Below are 17,121 nucleotides of genomic sequence, written 5' to 3'. Positions count from 1 at the left end.
GAAATTTTCCCAATAAAAAACCTGCACTCACGATTGAGTGCAGGTAACATTCTTGTTCAATGTCCAGGAAAGAAAATCATTTGTAAAATGAAAATGATCGCAAACACGTAAAGAATCCAGTGTACTTGCTTTCCTTTTCCGCTGACAAGTTTCAACAGGGGATATGTGATGAATCCGATGGATATCCCTGTCGCAACACTTGAAGTCAACGGCATCGTCAAGATGATTGCAAAAGCAGGAAATGCTTCATCGAAGGTCTTCCAGTCTACTCGTGACAGCCCCTCCATCATGAAACATCCTACGATGATCAGAACTGGAGCAGTGATGGCTGGTAAACTCGAAATCGCACCGACTACCGGGGAAAAGAAAATCGATACGAAGAACAAAGCAGCTACTACAAGGGAAGTCAGTCCTGTCCTTCCCCCAGCAGCAACACCAGATGTCGATTCGATATAAGCGGTCGATGGGCTTGTTCCAAAGGTAGAACCTACCGTTGTAGAGATTGCATCCGCCATCAAGGCCGGCTTCGCTTTTGGCAGTGATCCATCCTTTTTAATAAAACCAGCTTGCTCGGCTACACCAATTAACGTTCCAGTCGTATCAAAAATCGTTACAAGTAGAAATGCAAAAACTACCGTATAAAGGCCATTTGTAAATACACCAGCAATGTCGATATCGAAAAATACAGGTGCAGGCGGCATCGACACTGGACTCCCGGTAAACTGAAGCAAGCCTGTGAAATACCCGATAATTCCTGTAATCAGCATTCCGAAAAAGAGCGCCCCTCTTACATTTCTGGCAATCAGAATTAAGGTAATGAACAGTCCTGCAATAGTCAGGAGCGTGACCGGTTCATGCAGATCGCCGAAAGTGACGAACGTTTCCGGATTTGAAACGACAATCCCGGACATCCTGAGTCCGAGAAAGGCAATGAAAAGACCGATACCGGATGTAATCCCGAACTTTAAAGAAGGAGGGATTGCTGCGATCAACGTTTCTCTCAAATTTGTAAGACTAAGCAGAATGAACAAGACACCAGCGATAAAGACCGTTCCGAAGACTGCCTGGTACGTTACTCCCTGTTGGGCAACGACATTGATGAAATAAGCATTCAGGCCCATTCCCGGTGCAATCGCGATTGGATAGTTTGCAAAGAGCGCCATGCACAATGTTCCGACTACAGCAGCGATCACAGTAGCCATGAACACCTGATCGAAAGGGACTCCGGCAGCGCTTAATATAGAAGGATTGACGAAAATGATGTAGACCATCGTCAGGAAAGTAGTCACACCAGCAGTCAATTCTGTTCGTAGATTCGTTTGATTTTCTCTCAATTTAAAAAACTTAACCATAAGAACACCTTACTTTCCGAATAATAATCACAACAATACTAATATTATTCGTTTTTTAGAGTGATTTCAAGGATGTCAGTAAAATTGTTTTAAAAAGAATCTTCTCCGAACATGGGCGAGTGTCCTTGTCACTACGCATGGGTGGGCATATGTTGTAGTAAATGGTTGATGGAGGTGCATTTTAGTGGGTCACTGTGGAGGAAATTACGGAGATACTTTCGTATTGATCGTCGTACTGTTCATCCTTCTTGTCATCGTAGGAGCTGTCATCTACTACTAAGAATTACGAATCAACTGGATGAACAACATTTAAAAGGAGCGCCTCAAAAGGCCATCCAAAAAAAGCCCCGACCATTCATAGGTCGGGGCTTTCCTTCATTTCGTTTTCGATAATGCCTGCGACTGGGCCGTACAAGCAGCCATCGCCTGCATGATGGAACCTCTGAAGTTCGACTTTTCCAGCGTATTGACGGCAGCTATCGTCGCACCGCCTGGTGTGCATACGTCATCTTTCAAATAGCCAGGATGCTCACCAGTCTCCAACACCATTTTAGCGGCACCGAGCATTGCCTGGGCTGCCAAGTTATAAGCCTGCTTTCTCGGTATGCCTTGCTGTACTGCTCCATCCGCCATCGCTTCAATGAACATATAGGCATAAGCTGGGGATGATCCACTGACCGCCGGAATTGCATCCATCAATTCTTCAGGAATGACTTCCGTTTTTCCGAAGCTGTTGAAGATGGTCTCGATCACGTGTAAATCGCCCGCTGTCAAATGAGTATTCGGACAAAGCGCACTCATACCTTCCCCTACCAAAGAAGGGGTGTTCGGCATTGTACGAACGACTTTCACTGGACGCTGAAATGAAGCTTCCATAACTGCCAAGCTGATTCCTGCTGCAATCGTGACGATAATGGTGGTGTCACGTACTGCATCCTTAATTTCATCTATGACATTCTCATATTGAGCCGGCTTGACCGCCAGAAACAATACATCACTTTTAGCTGCCACTGCTTTATTATCATTTGTCATAAGGATATTCAGCTTTTCCTTCATTGCAACAATCGTTTCCTCCGTAATTGCACTGGCTGAAATCTGCTCCCTATGTACCAGATTTTCCTTGATCATCCCCTCAATCATTGCCTGGGCCATTTTCCCACACCCGATAAATCCAATATGCTTGTCCATTGCTTTCATCTCCTCTATACCAAACGCCATCCATTGTATGTGATAGATTTCGCAAACTCAAGTATAACACTCAGGTATCACACTCATTATTCAATCAACACGGTAAAACGTCATACTATCGATGCGTCATCTTTTTATATGGTAAAAATATCATAAATTCGCCTGGAAGGGTTTACAAATCACATGTAAATTATTTATAATAAATGGTGTACTATTCATATCATAGCGATTCACCAAAAATATCATAGCTGCTAACGAGAAAAGCCGGACTGCTTTAAGTCCGGCTTTTCTCGTTTTTAATTTGTCTGCTTTATACAGGCATCTCTTCTTCCTGATTCTGGAAGAATTTCTTCATCGCATAAAAGACGTCTGGCTTCTTCCTCAATACATAATACCTGAACTTCGGATGTTCAATCTTCTTATACACTTGCATCAGGTTGGAATGGCGATTGTACTGGTTCACTTCCCCATACCCGAACATGCTGGATACTTCCAATAACTCATCAATAAACTTCAAGCACCTTTTGTTATCTGACGTCAAGTTATCCCCATCGGAAAAATGAAATGGATAAATATTATAGCGGCTAGGGTCGTACTTTTCATCGATCAGTTCAAGAGCTTTACGGTAAGCAGAAGAACAGATGGTTCCTCCACTCTCTCCTTTGGAGAAGAAATCATTTTCATTGACGATTTTCGCTTCTGTATGATGGGCGATGAATTCGATTTCCACTGTTTCGTATTTTGATTTCAGGAATCGGTTCATCCAGAAGAAGAAACTTCTTGCCATATATTTTTCCCATAATCCCATCGAACCTGACGTATCCATCATTGCAATGACGACAGCTTTTGAATCCGGTTTTACGATATCGTTCCACGTTTTGTACCGGACATCCTCTGGATAAATCGGAGCAAACGTTGATTTGCCTTTCATGGCATTCCTTTTGAAAGCTTCCATCATAGTTCGGCGCTTATCTATATTTCCTGTCAGGCCAATTTTTCTGACATCACTGAATTCGATATCTGTATGAACGATGTTATCTTTTTCTTTTTGTTCCAGATTCGGCAACTCCAGCTCTTTAAACAATGCTTCCTCAAGCTCAGCAAGACTGACTTCTGCTTCATAATAATCTTCACCAGGCTGATCCCCTGCACCAGAGCCTTTACCTGCCTTCTTATCACCAGAACCGTCTCGGGCAACAACATCCCCCACTTGGCTATCACCGTCGCCTTGACCCACATGTTTGTTCTTATCATGGTTGTATCGGATCTTATATTCATCCAATGACCTTATTGGTATTTTGACGACATGTTTACCTTTGGACATGATGATATTCTCTTCTGTAATCAAATCCGGCAGTTGATTCTTCATTGCATCCTGTACTTTTTCCTGATGTCTCTTCTGATCATCATAACCTTTTCTGTGGAGGGACCAATTCTCTTCTGCAATCACAAAACTTTTCTCTTCAGCCACCATAATCCCCTCCTGCTTTAGTATTACTTTATACTATGCAGGTCGATAGATTTTGATTAAATATTCAGACAATTAAATGGAGAAATAAGCAGTTTGTTCCTTATTCCTACTATTTTGGTTGATAATAAAAGCTGTCCCTTTTATATAGGGACAGCTTTCCAAGTTATGCATCTTTATTAACTGGATATAACTTTCTTGATAGGAGCATCTGCAGGATCAGAAATGTTCCGCTGACGGTCCAGTACAGTGGTAATGCTGCAGGAGCATTGAGCGAAAAGATGAAAATCATGATGGGCGACATCAGCCCTAGAAGCTTCATTTGTCCCTGCTGGGCGATCGGCATATCCCTCAAAGAAACTCTGTACTGTACAAAGTATAAGATCCCTGCAATGACTGCCATGAGAATATCAGGTTCTCCTAAGTTCAGCCATAAAAACGAATGGGTGGCGATTTCTTCGGAGCCACGGATGGCGTAATAGAACCCCATCAGTACAGGCATTTGAAGCAATAATGGGAGACAGCCCATATTCAGCGGATTCACACCGTGTGTCTGGTATAATGCCATCATTTCCTGCTGAATCTTCCGCTTTTCTTCCGGATCCTTCACTTCTTTCAGCTTCTTTTGGATCGTATCCATTTCAGGCTTGATTGCTTCCATTTTTCCACGCATCTCTCTGCTTCGTTTATAGTTTTTCATCATAAACGGGAGAAGAATGATTCGGATAACCAGGGTGATCAGGATAATGGCAATCCCATAATTCTCATTGAAAAGTTCTGCGATCACTTTGATTGCAACGATGAACGGATGGATGAAGTAGTCATTAAAAAATCCACCATTCTCCGTTGGTTGCCCTGAACATCCTGCTAACACAATTAAAAGAAATGCACCTATTCCTGTTAAACTGAAAAATCGTCTCAATTTATAGTTCCTCCTTATTCGTAGTCTTTATTAACGAATAAGGAGGAGGTGATCGTCATCGTCAGGGGAATCCTTGAGTTTAACCGTCCTGGTAATCCAGTAGACAATGATGATGGACTGGATTGGTCGGGTAACAAGATTCAGTGCCGCTCTGGTGGTTTCAAACTGGACAGTATCTGCGGAAGTGATAAACGAGGTATCCTCCATCATGCAGGTCCAGACGGTACGTAGCGCAACACTTGCCAGTAATCCTATATAGACAGACAGCATGAACCAGTCATGCGATCCATCGAATAATTCAAAAATGAATGTCATATCTTTTATCCTTTTCTAAAAGCTCTTGTGATGATATACGTACATGTTACAGGAAAGGTTTCACAATGAAAAGAAAATTAGAAAACCTTGGCTTGTCGCCAAGTACTTATGGCGAAAGCCTTAGTATTTTCTTATACTTTATTCCTTTAATAAAGTTAAACTTTTGTAAATTACAAAAAAGGATGCCTCCACTGAGACATCCTTTCATTTCGATAAAATTTATCCTTCAAGTAATAGATCGTATGGATCTTCAATCAATTCTTTGATACGTACGAGGAACTGTACTGCTTCTTTACCATCAACGATACGGTGATCGTAGGAAAGCGCAAGATACATCATCGGACGTACTTCAATTGTATCGTCAGGCATGACCATCGCACGCTTTTGGATGCTGTGAAGTCCCAGGATACCTACTTGAGGTGCATTCAGGATCGGCGTGGAAAGCATGGATCCGAAAATACCACCGTTTGTAATAGTGAAAGAACCGCCCTGCAATTCATTCAATTGCAATTCTTTATCACGCGCTTTTTTCGCGAGACGGCCGATTTCTTTTTCAATCCCTGCAAAATCAAGACGATCTGCATCGCGTACAACCGGAACGACTAAGCCATCATCTGTGGATACAGCCATACCGACGTCATAGAACATCTTCTGTACGATTTCATCCCCTTGGATTTCTGCATTCAACAATGGGAAGTCTTTCAAAGCACCAACTACAGCCTTTGTAAAGAAGGACATAAATCCAAGCTTGACATCATGCTTGTTTAAAAATGCATCTTTACGTTCACTGCGAAGCTTCATGACAGCAGTCATATCAACTTCATTGAAAGTAGTCAGCATTGCTGAGTTATGCTGCGCTTCCACCAGACGTTTTGCAATCGTTTGACGGCGGCGGGACATTTTCTCACGTTTCACCGGCTTATCGAATTCTGTTTTCTCTGATTGCTTATCTGATTTCTTCTCTTTCTTCGCTTCTTTCTTAGGTGCTTCTTTTTTCTCCTCTTTCGATCCTTTAGCAGCATCCTCTACATCCTCTGGACGGATGCGGCCAAGCGGATCACGTGCACTGATTTCGCTAAGGTCGATACCTAGCTCGCGTGCGCGTTTACGTGCAGCAGGAGTTGCGATGACATCGTTTTTACCTTTTCCTTCTGAACTTTCTTCCTGCTTATCTTCAGAAGCTTCTTTTTTCTCTTCTTTCTGGTCGGAAGCTTCCTCTTCTTTTGATTCTTTTTTCTCTTCGTCTTTTGCTTCTTCTTTATCTTCTTCATCGGAAGAATCTTCAGATGAACCGCCAGCTTCGCCATTTTCATCTACTTTAGCAATGACGTCACCGACTTCGACATCGTCGCCTTCATCTTTCATGATTTCAGCAATGACACCACTATGGTCTGCATTCACTTCTACATTGACCTTGTCCGTTTCAAGTTCAAGGATCGGATCACCTTTTTCGACCTGGTCACCTTTTTTGACGAGCCATTCCGCAATTGTACCTTCTGTTATCGATTCAGCTAATTCAGGGACTTTGATTTCCTTCACTGTGAATCTCCTCCTTTGGACATGTTAAGTGCTTCGTTTATGATGCGATTCTGTTCTGTTTTATGAATGTTCGGTTCACCGACTGACGGAGATGCACGGTGTGGACGTCCGATATATCGGTGCTTCTGTCCTCGTTTCAGTAAGTCGTGAAGTTTGCCTTCTACGAAGTACCAGCTTCCCATGTTTTGCGGTTCTTCCTGTACCCAGACGATTTCTTTCAAGTTCTTGTAGGACTTGAGGATCTCTTTCAACTTGTCTTGAGGGAAAGGATAGATTTGCTCGATTCTCAAGGCATCCAACTCATCAAAGTTCTTGCCTTCAGCCTTCTCGATAGCATCTTGAAGCTCTACCATGATCTTTCCGCTTCCAAGTAATAGCTTCTTCACTTTATCTTTATCATTGCTCAACCCAGGTTGAGTAAGAATCGGTTTGAATTTTCCTTCTGTGAATGCTGCACTTTCATCCGCAACACGCTGATTTCTCAATAGGCTCTTCGGTGTCATCAGAACCAAAGGACGTGCTTCGTCTTTACCACTGATAGCAGCTTGTCTTCTCAGCAGGTGGAAATATTGAGCAGCTGAAGTTACGTTGGCAACGATCCAGTTGTTCTCTGCACCCATTTGCAGGAATCGTTCCAAACGTGCACTCGAGTGTTCCGGCCCTTGGCCTTCATACCCATGAGGTAACAGGAAGACCATGTTCGTCTTCTCTCCCCACTTCGCTCGTCCAGCAGATACGAATTGGTCGAAAATGACTTGTCCTGCGTTTGCGAAATCACCGAACTGTGCTTCCCACAAGACGAGTGTTTCCGGAGCCTGTACACTGTAACCATATTCAAAACCGATGACTCCAGCCTCAGATAACGGACTGTTATGGATGGCAAAAGAAGCTTTCGCCTGCTCCAGCCCATGTAATGGGCAATACGTTTCCTCTGTCTCTACATCATGCAAGACCATATGGCGATGTGCGAACGTTCCACGTTCTGTATCCTGTCCGGTGATACGGATCGGCTGACCCTCTTCCAGAATTGATGCAAACGCCAAAGCTTCTGCCGTAGCCCAATCCACTTTTCCGCCATCTTCAAGCATTTTCGTACGACGTTGAAGGATTTTCTCCAGCTTCTTGAAGCCATTGAAACCTTCAGGACGTTTCAGCATTCCTTCATTCAAAGCCTTTAGACGATCATATTCAATCGCAGTTTCGATTTCCTCCAAAGAACTTTCCAATCCCTCAGGCAGCTTATCGACATCTGGATCTTTCGTTTCATTTTCTTTCATGTTCTTATACAATTCACGAAGATTATTTTCGACTTCGTTCTTCATTTCTTCAAGTGCACCGTCTTCCAGCACACCTTCCTTTTTAAGACGTTCTTCGTAGACACCAGCCGCTGTAGCATGTTCATCAATCTCTTTATACAGATGCGGCTGAGTAGCACGAGGTTCATCCATTTCGTTGTGACCGAACCTGCGGTAACCTACAAGGTCGATCAGGAAGTCTTTATGGAACTTCTTACGATATTCATAAGCAAGCGCCATTGCAGACAAACAAGCTACCGGATCATCTGCATTGACGTGGACAACCGGGATTTCGAATCCTTTCGCCAAATCACTCGCATAGCGTGTGGAGCGGCCATGACGGCGGTTTGTCGTGAATCCGACAAGGTTATTAGCAATCAAGTGAACGGTACCGCCAGTACGGTAACCAGGCAAATCACTCATATTCAATGTTTCAGCTACGACGCCTTCGCCGATGAACGCAGCATCCCCGTGAATCAGAATGCCGAATGCTTTATCCTGGTGCTGCTCAGGGTAGCCAGCATTGGTGCGATCATCCTGTGCTGCACGGGCAAAGCCTTCCACTACAGGATTGACATATTCCAAATGGGATGGGTTATGTGCCAATGTAACTCGCGTACACGGCTGATCTCCTTCACCGATTTCCCTGCGGGCACCGAAGTGATATTTTACATCTCCTGTCCAACCATAGTTGATTCCCATCGAGCCTTCTGATGGTACCAGCTCTTTGTCAGGAGAGTGATGGAATTCAGAGAAGATTTTGTCATAAGGCTTACCCAAGACATGTGCAAGCACATTCAGTCGGCCACGGTGAGCCATCCCCATCATGATGTGCTCCATCTCATCCGAGCAGGAAGCCTGAATGATGTGATCAAGCATCGGCACCATGATATCCAATCCTTCGATGGAAAAACGCTTCTGCGCAACGAAAGTCTTGGCAAGGAAATTCTCAAAGCCTTCTACATCCGCAAGTCTTCTAAGTAACTGTTTCTGCTCTTCATTACTCAATGATACTTGGAATGCACCAGTATCGATCTGGTTTTGAAGCCACTTTCTCTCTTCATCATTATTTACGTGATCGTATTCAAAAGAAATTGTCCCGGCATAGCGTTCCTTCAAAGTACGGACGACTTGAAGTGCATTTTGCAGCTTTACAGGGGATTCCGGCCAAACGACTTTGGCTGGAATGGATTCCAAATCTTTCTCTGTAAGACCGTAAGTCTTTGGATCAAGCAATTCAGATTTTCTTTCATCCCCACCGACAGCATAGATTTTCGCTTCTAAGTGTCCATGACGACGAATAGCCTCAACAAGTTTGTATGCTGAGGTCGCTTTGACGATGTCCTGTTCAGACGCCTGGCCACCTGCTTCACCATTGGCTGCAGCAGCTGACATCCAGTCAGGAGCCCCGTGTTCATCGAAAATTTCTCTAAGAGAATCTTCGACATTATCCGGGCTTTCCGTATAAAGTTCATATTGTTCTTCCAAGTAACCCATGTTGGGGCCATGGAAGTTTTCCCAAAAGTGTTCATTCGAGCCTTTGTTTGACACGTTTAATACCCCCAAGTAGATGTTGTCTGTCGTTGTGACGTAACCGTTTGCAAACCCATGTACTATTATAGATTCGAACGTCTTTATTCTTCAAGATATATACCCTATTTTTTTGAACGAAAACAACACGTCCATTATAACAATAAAGCAGACGGGAGTGGTACGTCTTTTTACAATTTTTCGACATTGAAGAACAAATTTTTCATATATCTTCCTTTTTCCTTCCATCAATTACTATCGTTAGATTATCCCATCTTTGAATTCCTTATCAATCATGGATGGTTGAAGGACTATTGAAAGCTATAAAATAAAGGAGGCAGGCTGCCTCCTTTCATTCATTTTCGTCGTGTTGCTTAGGGTCTGGCTTCTTTCCTTCTCTTTTCACTTCTTCATTCGTGTTCATATGTTCCATGATTTTCCCTTGATGCTTGATCTCTTCCATGTCCTTAGCCATGGAGCTGTTCTTGGGTTTATCTTTTTCATCTCTTTTCATACCCATATCGCATCACCTCACTTATAATGTACCCACTTGCGAATGAAGCTAAAACTGTAATAAGGTGCATCAAGCCGTTTCATTATGGTTGAGATGAAGAGGAAGAAGGAACAACTCGCTTTCCGCGGGGAAGACGGCAAGCCTCCTCAGGCTTTAGCCTTCCGGGGTCTTGCCACCCTTACTTTTCACGCAGGAGTCTCATTGTTCCTTCTCCCTATTCGCTTTAATTTAATCGTAACGGCAACTATTAGAGTAATGATTTAATCATTATCAATTTAACTAGACTCCTGCGGGTAATGGCACGCGTCCGAACCCCCGAAGCCAAGCGGTCTTTACTTTCTGAGTAGGCTGAGGCAGTGCCCATGGAAAGTGAAGCGTGTTGGCGAAGCTGTTATTAAATTATCCCACAAAAAAATCCGGACGAATTGTCCGGATTTTTCCTTTTCTCAGAACTTTATTCTTATCTATTCAATAGACTTCCGACATACCTCAGCAATTCGTTTGCGGAACTGGAGTTGTATCCATACTCATCAATCAACGTTGCGATGACTTCATTGATCTTCTTAAGCTGCTGTTCATCCGGCGTTTTCGTCGATGTTGTAATCTTCACGACATCTTTCAGATCAGCGAACAACTTCTTCTGAATCGCTTCACGGAGACGTTCATGAGAATGGTAATCGAACTTCTTCCCTTTTCTTGCATAAGCACTGATTCGAATAAGAATTTCTTCACGGAATGCTTTTTTAGCATTTTCTGAAATGCCGATCTGTTCTTCAATGGAACGCATCAGCTTCTCATCCGGATTCAGTTCTTCATCGGTCAATGGATCACGAAGTTTCGACTTGTTACAGTATGCTTCAACGTTATCCAGATAGTTATCCATCAATGTCTTCGCAGATTCTTCATAGGAATAGACGAACGCTTTCTGGACTTCCTTCTTGGCAACTTCATCGTATTCTTTACGAGCCATGGAAATGAAGTTCAAGTATCGCTCTTTATCATCCTTGGAGATGGAAGCATGACTATCAAGTCCATCTTTCAAAGAACGCAGTACATCAAGAGCATTGATCGATGTCATTTCTTTCTTGATGATCGTCGAAGAGATCCGGTTTATGACATAACGTGGATCGATACCACTCATGCCTTCATCCGAGAACTCTTTCCTCAATTCATTGACATCTACATCACTGAAACCTTCGACCGTCTCTCCATCATACAGTCTCATTTTCTTCAATATATCAACCTGGCCGCTATTCGATTCTTTCAGGCGGGTAAGGACAGTAAACATCGCTGCAATCTTCAGCGTATGTGGTGCGATATGCACATTGCTGATGTCGCTTTGGCGGATCATTTTTTCATAGATCCGTTCTTCCTGACTGACTTTCAAGTTATAAGGTACAGGCATGACAATCATCCGCGAATGCAATGCTTCATTCTTTTTATTCGCGATGAAAGAACGGTACTCCGCTTCATTCGTATGGGCCACAATCAACTCATCTGCTGAAATGAGTGCGAATCGGCCTGCTTTGAAGTTACCTTCCTGTGTCAATGACAGCAAGTGCCATAGGAACTTCTCATCACACTTCAGCATTTCCTGGAACTCCATCATACCACGGTTCGCTTTGTTCAACTCACCGTCAAAACGGTATGCCCGTGGATCCGACTCAGATCCATACTCAGCAATTGTTGAAAAGTCGATTGAACCAGTCAAATCCGCGATATCCTGGGATTTAGGGTCAGAAGGACTGAACGTCCCTATTCCTGTACGTTTATCTTCTGAGAAGAAAATCCTTTCCACTTGAACATCTTCGATTCTTCCACTATATTCTTCTTCCAGTCGCATCAAGTTCAATGGCGATAGATTACCTTCAATCCTGATTCCATACTCTTCAAAGAAATCTGCCCGCAAATGATGCGGAATTAAATGAAGTGGGTCCTCGTGCATCGGACAACCTTTAATTGCAAAAACAGCACCCTTATCAGTGTGTGAATACGCTTCGAGTCCACGTTTCAGCACATTCACAAGCGTGGATTTACCTCCACTTACCGGCCCCATAAGCAATAGGATCCGCTTACGAACATCCAGCCGCTTCGCTGCAGGATGGAAATATTCTTCTACTAAGCGCTCCATAGATTCTTCAAGACCATAGATTTCATGGCTGAAGAACTTATATTCGTTATGACCATTCACCTCTTCAATTCCGGCATCTTTGATCATATTATAAACGCGCGAATGGGCTGATTGTGCTAAATAAGGACGTTCTCTCAACAACTCCAGGTACTCTGCAAAGTTACCTTCCCACTTCAGCTTCTCCTCTTCTTCCCTAAAATCCTGAATCTTTTTCAATATGTCCACTAAAAGACCTCCCCTGTCGATGATAGGCAAAAGCTGATTTAATACAGTCTATGTCCATAGGGGGAAAGTGATGATTAGAATAGTGATAAAAGCAGCAGGAGTTTTGTTTACCTGTAATGGTGTGGTGTTTCGCAGCGCAGAAGCAGGATTCATAATCGGATTGATAAAGTCAATTTCGCGAGTTGAATTTTTTTCTAGAGTGTTACCGATAATCTAATCAGCAATAATTTCGCGAATACCCCAAAATAAAAAAGCAGCGACAGTTATGCCGCTGCATTTAATATCATTCTTCCATCCAGTCCTTACCCTTTTTATGCGTGTTCCACTTACTGAAGCCGAGAAACAGGAAAATGACCGCCAAACCGATGTTCATGTATCGGAACTGTTCAAATAGGATAGCGAAAAGTAGCCAGATGACAGCAATGGAAAGGAACAAGATACTTGAGAAAACCGTCTGATTCATGCCAGTCCCTCCTTTTCGGTTATGGAGCATGAACTTCTATACTTACCATTATAAACGAGAACGGGGAAAACATTCGCATCTATGTTCGCTGAAAGCATGAGTGATGAACCTTTACCCCTTTGACAGTTTCCATAATCTTCTTTGACACTTGAAAGCTCCCATTGTTAGAATAAGCATGTACTTTTTACTTCGCTAAAGTGTAAATATAAAAATAGAAAAGAGGGTCCTCATGACCGAATCATGGTTATATGTCGATTCAGGACATGCCACACCAGCCTTCAACATGGCGCTGGATGAGGCACTGCTCAATTGGCATAGTGAAGGTAAAATTCCTCCTGTTTTACGTTTTTATGGCTGGGAACCGGCTGGTCTGTCCGTCGGCTACTTCCAGAAAACCAAAGGTAAGATCGACTTGGATGGAGTTAAACGCCACGGTTTTGAACTGGTTCGAAGACAGACTGGAGGACGCGCAGTCCTTCATGATCAGGAGTTGACCTACAGCGTCATCGTGTCTGAAGAACATCCATCCATGCCGAAATCCGTCAAAGAAGCCTACCTGATTCTATCGCAGGGATTGCTTGAAGGATTTACAAACTTAGGTATCAAAGCGGAGTTTGCAATTCCAGATGGAAGTCTCGATGCTACAGGCTCTGCTGTCTGCTTCGAAGAACCGTCATGGTATGAGTTGATTGTTGATAATAAGAAAGCAGCTGGAAGTGCACAGACAAGGAAAAAAGGTGTAATCCTGCAGCATGGCTCCATACCGATTGATGTCGACGATGTAAAACTGTTCGATTTGTTCACCTATCCGAACGAGCGTGTGAAAGAACGCGCAAGGAAAGCCTTTGGCGACAAAGCAGTCGCCATCAACGAAATCCTGTCTACACCTGTTTCTTTTGATGATGTGAAATCCGCATTCAAAGCAGGCTTCGAGAAAGGGTTGGGAATTGAGCTTGAACCATTGGAACTTACACCCGAACAGCTGGAAGAGGTCAATCGTCTGGCAGAAGAACGTTACCGGAACGACGAGTGGAATTATTCTAGATAACACGTTGAAGGAGGAGACCAACCATGGCTAAAAAATATGAGTACATAAGAAAGCCTGAATGGTTAAAAATCAAAATCAACACGAACAAGTCCTACACAGGATTGAAAAAATTGATGCGTGACAAAAAACTGAATACGGTCTGCGAAGAAGCCCGCTGTCCGAATATTCATGAATGCTGGAGTGAGCGCAAAACTGCAACGTTCATGATTCTAGGAGATACTTGTACACGCGGATGTCGTTTCTGTGCTGTAAAAACAGGCTTACCAAATGAGCTGGACTGGGGCGAGCCGGAACGTGTCGCCGAGTCTGTGGAAATCATGGGATTGAAGCACGTCGTCGTTACAGCTGTTGCCCGCGATGACTTGAAAGATGGTGGAGCGGCAGTTTTTGCAGAAACAGTGAAAGCCATCCGCCGACGGGTACCTGGTTGTACAGTTGAAATACTCCCTTCTGATATGAAAGGGGACTATGAAAGCCTTCATACCTTAATGGATGGAAAACCGGATATCTTCAACCACAACATTGAGACAGTCAGAAGGTTGACGAAACGCGTCCGCGCACGTGCGATGTATGATCAGTCATTGACACTTCTTAAACGAGTGAAAGAGATTGCACCGGACACTCCAACGAAATCGAGCATCATGGTCGGACTTGGTGAAACGAAGGAAGAAATCGTCCAGGCAATGGATGATTTGCTGGCACACAATGTCGATATAATGACGATCGGTCAATATCTGCAGCCAACGAAAAAACACTTGAATGTAGAACGCTACTATCACCCGGATGAATTCGAAGAACTGAAGAAAATCGCAATGGAAAAAGGCTTCAAGCATTGCGAAGCAGGCCCGATGGTCCGCTCTTCCTATCATGCGGATGAACAGGTCAATGAAACATCAGCCCAGCGCAGGATCAAGTATATGAAGGGATATGAATCCCAAGGTGAAGAGCTGGACGAAGTGAAATTCTAAGCATTAAAAAGGGTATCAGCCATCAAGCTGATACCCTTTCTCTATATTCGTTTTTACTGCTTGAATTTACCAGTATCCGTAGCCTCCGCCATAAGGTGGATAATACGGGTAATATCCATACGGCGGATATTGTGGATAATAATAAGGACCAGGGAACAAGGCGCTCCCTACCAATCCACCAAGCAACCCACCGACGAATGGACCTCCGAAGAAGCGATCATCCTGATGCTGATTATAGTGATGCCCAAAATCTCGTTGCGCTTCTCCATGGTAATACGCTAAGTTCGGATCAAAATATGGTGTATGTTGCACGCGTAATCCTCTCCATTCTCATAGTGATAAAGCCTATGCTTCACCATATGTGAAGGGAGGTAAGGATGTATGGGCACCTGTACATCATTCCATAAAGGTTTCATAATTTATCCTGATTAAAGATTCACAAGCTGGTACAAATTAGTTATAATGGACAGAGCAGTTTGTATTGGATTTCGCATAAAGGAGGCAGTCGTATGAATTTGACATTGATCATCCTGGTATGTGTCGCGTTCTTGACTTCTATTTTCACAGCCGGTTACGATGAAAAACCAGGTAACCCACAAAAATAATCCATAACGAAAAGATCGCATTTATGTGCGATCTTTTTCTTTTGTGTAATTTAGGAAGGCAGGGAACGATTCGCTTTCCTGTCCCCTATCCGTAGCTGAACAAAAAATCATCCACTCTCGTAAATATACAATAATATTCTATTTAAAATTATTTCAGGCCTGGGAAATCCTGTTGGCGCAATACTTCATATGCAAGAATTGCTGCTGTGTTGGAAAGGTTCAGTGACCGGACTTTATCTGTCATATGGATGCGCAGACATCTGTCTTCTTTTCCTTCCAACAGTTCATAGGGAATTCCGGTCGTTTCCTTTCCGAAGACGAACAACAGATCTTTATCAGAATCACTGAAATCAAAATCTGTGTAATGCTTGGTCCCGAAGTTTTCAATATAATAAAACTCGCCTTGTGGAAAAGTCTCATAAAGCTGCTCGATTGAATCATGATAGCGGATACTCACATCATGCCAGTAATCCAATCCTGCACGTCGCAGCATTTTATCATCTGTGGAAAATCCGAGTGGACGGATCAAGTGGAGATGAATATTCGTAGCAAGGCATGTTCGTGCGATATTTCCAGTATTAGCAGGGATTTCAGGTTGATACAATACAATATGGATGGGCATGTTTTTCACCTCGTGTTGGTAGTAACCTGGATATTATAACATACGTTACTCCCCAATCCGGAAAAACTTATATTGGATATACGGTGTATAAGCAGTCGAATCTTCATAAGACCAGTATCTGTGGCGACTGTTCGTTGTGTGAGCATTCACTAAAGGCATGCCATCCGTATCCTTCATAATCACCATTGTCGTGTGGTTCCACGTACCATCCCCCTCGAAATCATAGCAGATGACATCCCCTGGCACGAGCTCCTCAGGAGAGGAGACTTCTTTGCCAGTCAGCCCCTGCCTTGAGCCACTCAAGTACCATCGCATCGCATTGGCCACCGTCCAGCTGAAACTCCATGACTTTCCTGAATACCACCAGCCTTTGCTACGGTTATGATGTCCCCATGGAGGTGCACCTCCCGCTCTTAAGCACTGGGAAATGTAATTGGTACAGTCATTTTCAAAATGCTGATACTCTGGATTGTAACTATTCCACCACCGTTCAGCATACCGAACAGCGCTTCTCCGGTCATAATCAAATCGCAAATCCTCCGCTTCTCCAAGCGGAATCCGTTCGTATTTCATCCCTTCATCCCGCTCACTGACAGCCTCTTCTATAAAGTGGTGGGTATAGCTGCCTTCTTCAAAAAATGTTTCGCATTCAACTTCCTGTTCTTCCACATAAAATGCCTCATCTTTTTTTATGACGAAACTCAATCGCAGGATATAACGCATCCGTTGAGGTGTATAAGCACTCCGCATCATTTGATAGGGTTTGATTTCTCCGGCCACCCGGACGATCCGATAGCCGCGCCTCTTATGCAGTTTCCATTTTTCATCTAAAAAGTGGATGGTTCTTATTCTCTCAGGAGATGACAATGTCTTGTACCAATGTGATTTCAATTCTGCCCCCGTAATCATTCGCACCCCTCCCCTTTTAATGTATGA

At 43.5% G+C, this 17,121-nt stretch carries 16 protein-coding genes; 3 read left to right on the top strand and 13 right to left on the bottom strand.

Annotated features, from left to right (window positions below):
- Positions 1-56 precede the first annotated feature (56 nt).
- Positions 57-1,352, bottom strand: a complete 1,296-nt coding sequence (locus ACFQ2J_RS00235; protein WP_386055465.1) for an NCS2 family permease — start codon at positions 1,350-1,352, stop codon at positions 57-59.
- Positions 1,353-1,530: 178 nt separating this feature from the next.
- On the opposite strand from ACFQ2J_RS00235, the gene ACFQ2J_RS00230 reads away from it, so the two are divergent.
- Complete coding sequence (locus ACFQ2J_RS00230) at positions 1,531-1,632, top strand: YjcZ family sporulation protein (protein ID WP_386058275.1); 102 nt, start codon at positions 1,531-1,533, stop codon at positions 1,630-1,632.
- Between the two features lie 95 nt (positions 1,633-1,727).
- Here the strand turns inward: ACFQ2J_RS00230 and proC are convergent, their stop codons facing one another.
- The 9 genes from proC to ACFQ2J_RS00185 all read right to left on the bottom strand — a co-directional run bounded on the left by proC (position 1,728) and on the right by ACFQ2J_RS00185 (position 12,942).
- Positions 1,728-2,540 (bottom strand): pyrroline-5-carboxylate reductase, encoded by an 813-nt coding sequence (gene proC, locus ACFQ2J_RS00225; protein WP_386055463.1) that lies wholly within the window; start codon positions 2,538-2,540, stop codon positions 1,728-1,730.
- Between the two features lie 310 nt (positions 2,541-2,850).
- Positions 2,851-4,011, bottom strand: a complete 1,161-nt coding sequence (gene yhbH, locus ACFQ2J_RS00220; RefSeq protein ID WP_386055460.1) for a sporulation protein YhbH — start codon at positions 4,009-4,011, stop codon at positions 2,851-2,853.
- Positions 4,012-4,174: 163 nt separating this feature from the next.
- Positions 4,175-4,930: a membrane protein insertase YidC gene (gene yidC, locus ACFQ2J_RS00215; protein ID WP_386055458.1), complete on the bottom strand. Its 756-nt coding sequence runs from the start codon at positions 4,928-4,930 to the stop codon at positions 4,175-4,177.
- A 30-nt stretch (positions 4,931-4,960) separates the two neighbouring features.
- A complete protein-coding gene (locus tag ACFQ2J_RS00210; protein WP_386055456.1) occupies positions 4,961-5,245 on the bottom strand; it encodes a hypothetical protein in 285 nt (94 codons plus the stop codon).
- A 219-nt stretch (positions 5,246-5,464) separates the two neighbouring features.
- Positions 5,465-6,784 (bottom strand): 2-oxoglutarate dehydrogenase complex dihydrolipoyllysine-residue succinyltransferase, encoded by a 1,320-nt coding sequence (odhB, locus tag ACFQ2J_RS00205; RefSeq protein WP_386055453.1) that lies wholly within the window; start codon positions 6,782-6,784, stop codon positions 5,465-5,467.
- On the bottom strand, positions 6,781-9,630 hold the full coding sequence (locus ACFQ2J_RS00200; protein ID WP_386055451.1) for a 2-oxoglutarate dehydrogenase E1 component: 2,850 nt from the start codon (positions 9,628-9,630) through the stop codon (positions 6,781-6,783). The genes odhB and ACFQ2J_RS00200 overlap by 4 nt, the downstream gene beginning before the upstream one ends.
- Before the next feature lie 331 nt (positions 9,631-9,961).
- Positions 9,962-10,129 (bottom strand): hypothetical protein, encoded by a 168-nt coding sequence (locus tag ACFQ2J_RS00195; protein WP_386055449.1) that lies wholly within the window; start codon positions 10,127-10,129, stop codon positions 9,962-9,964.
- A gap of 454 nt (positions 10,130-10,583) precedes the next feature.
- Complete coding sequence (locus tag ACFQ2J_RS00190; protein WP_386055447.1) at positions 10,584-12,479, bottom strand: PrkA family serine protein kinase; 1,896 nt, start codon at positions 12,477-12,479, stop codon at positions 10,584-10,586.
- 283 nt (positions 12,480-12,762) lie between these two features.
- Positions 12,763-12,942 (bottom strand): hypothetical protein, encoded by a 180-nt coding sequence (locus ACFQ2J_RS00185; RefSeq protein WP_386055445.1) that lies wholly within the window; start codon positions 12,940-12,942, stop codon positions 12,763-12,765.
- A 229-nt stretch (positions 12,943-13,171) separates the two neighbouring features.
- Between ACFQ2J_RS00185 and ACFQ2J_RS00180 the strand changes: the two genes are divergently transcribed.
- Both ACFQ2J_RS00180 and lipA read left to right on the top strand, forming a co-directional pair.
- A complete protein-coding gene (locus tag ACFQ2J_RS00180; RefSeq protein WP_386055443.1) occupies positions 13,172-13,990 on the top strand; it encodes a lipoate--protein ligase family protein in 819 nt (272 codons plus the stop codon).
- A gap of 23 nt (positions 13,991-14,013) precedes the next feature.
- Entirely contained in the window at positions 14,014-14,958 is a 945-nt protein-coding gene (gene lipA / locus ACFQ2J_RS00175; RefSeq protein WP_386055440.1) for a lipoyl synthase, read from the top strand.
- A gap of 66 nt (positions 14,959-15,024) precedes the next feature.
- On the opposite strand, the gene ACFQ2J_RS00170 is transcribed toward lipA, so the two are convergent.
- From ACFQ2J_RS00170 to ACFQ2J_RS00160, 3 genes are all read right to left on the bottom strand, one after another.
- Entirely contained in the window at positions 15,025-15,270 is a 246-nt protein-coding gene (locus ACFQ2J_RS00170) for a hypothetical protein (RefSeq protein WP_386055438.1), read from the bottom strand.
- Between the two features lie 441 nt (positions 15,271-15,711).
- Complete coding sequence (gene trmL / locus ACFQ2J_RS00165) at positions 15,712-16,185, bottom strand: tRNA (uridine(34)/cytosine(34)/5-carboxymethylaminomethyluridine(34)-2'-O)-methyltransferase TrmL (RefSeq protein WP_386055435.1); 474 nt, start codon at positions 16,183-16,185, stop codon at positions 15,712-15,714.
- A 45-nt stretch (positions 16,186-16,230) separates the two neighbouring features.
- The gene (locus ACFQ2J_RS00160; protein WP_386055433.1) at positions 16,231-17,094 is read right to left on the bottom strand and encodes an amidase domain-containing protein; all 864 of its coding nucleotides are present in this window, start codon (positions 17,092-17,094) and stop codon (positions 16,231-16,233) included.
- Positions 17,095-17,121 lie beyond the last annotated feature (27 nt).

Source organism: Thalassobacillus hwangdonensis (assembly GCF_042675915.1).
Classification (GTDB): domain Bacteria; phylum Bacillota; class Bacilli; order Bacillales; family Halobacillaceae; genus Thalassobacillus_A; species Thalassobacillus_A hwangdonensis.
Note: the sequence above shows the minus strand (reverse complement) of the source record. Positions and strands in the feature narration are given on the sequence as shown.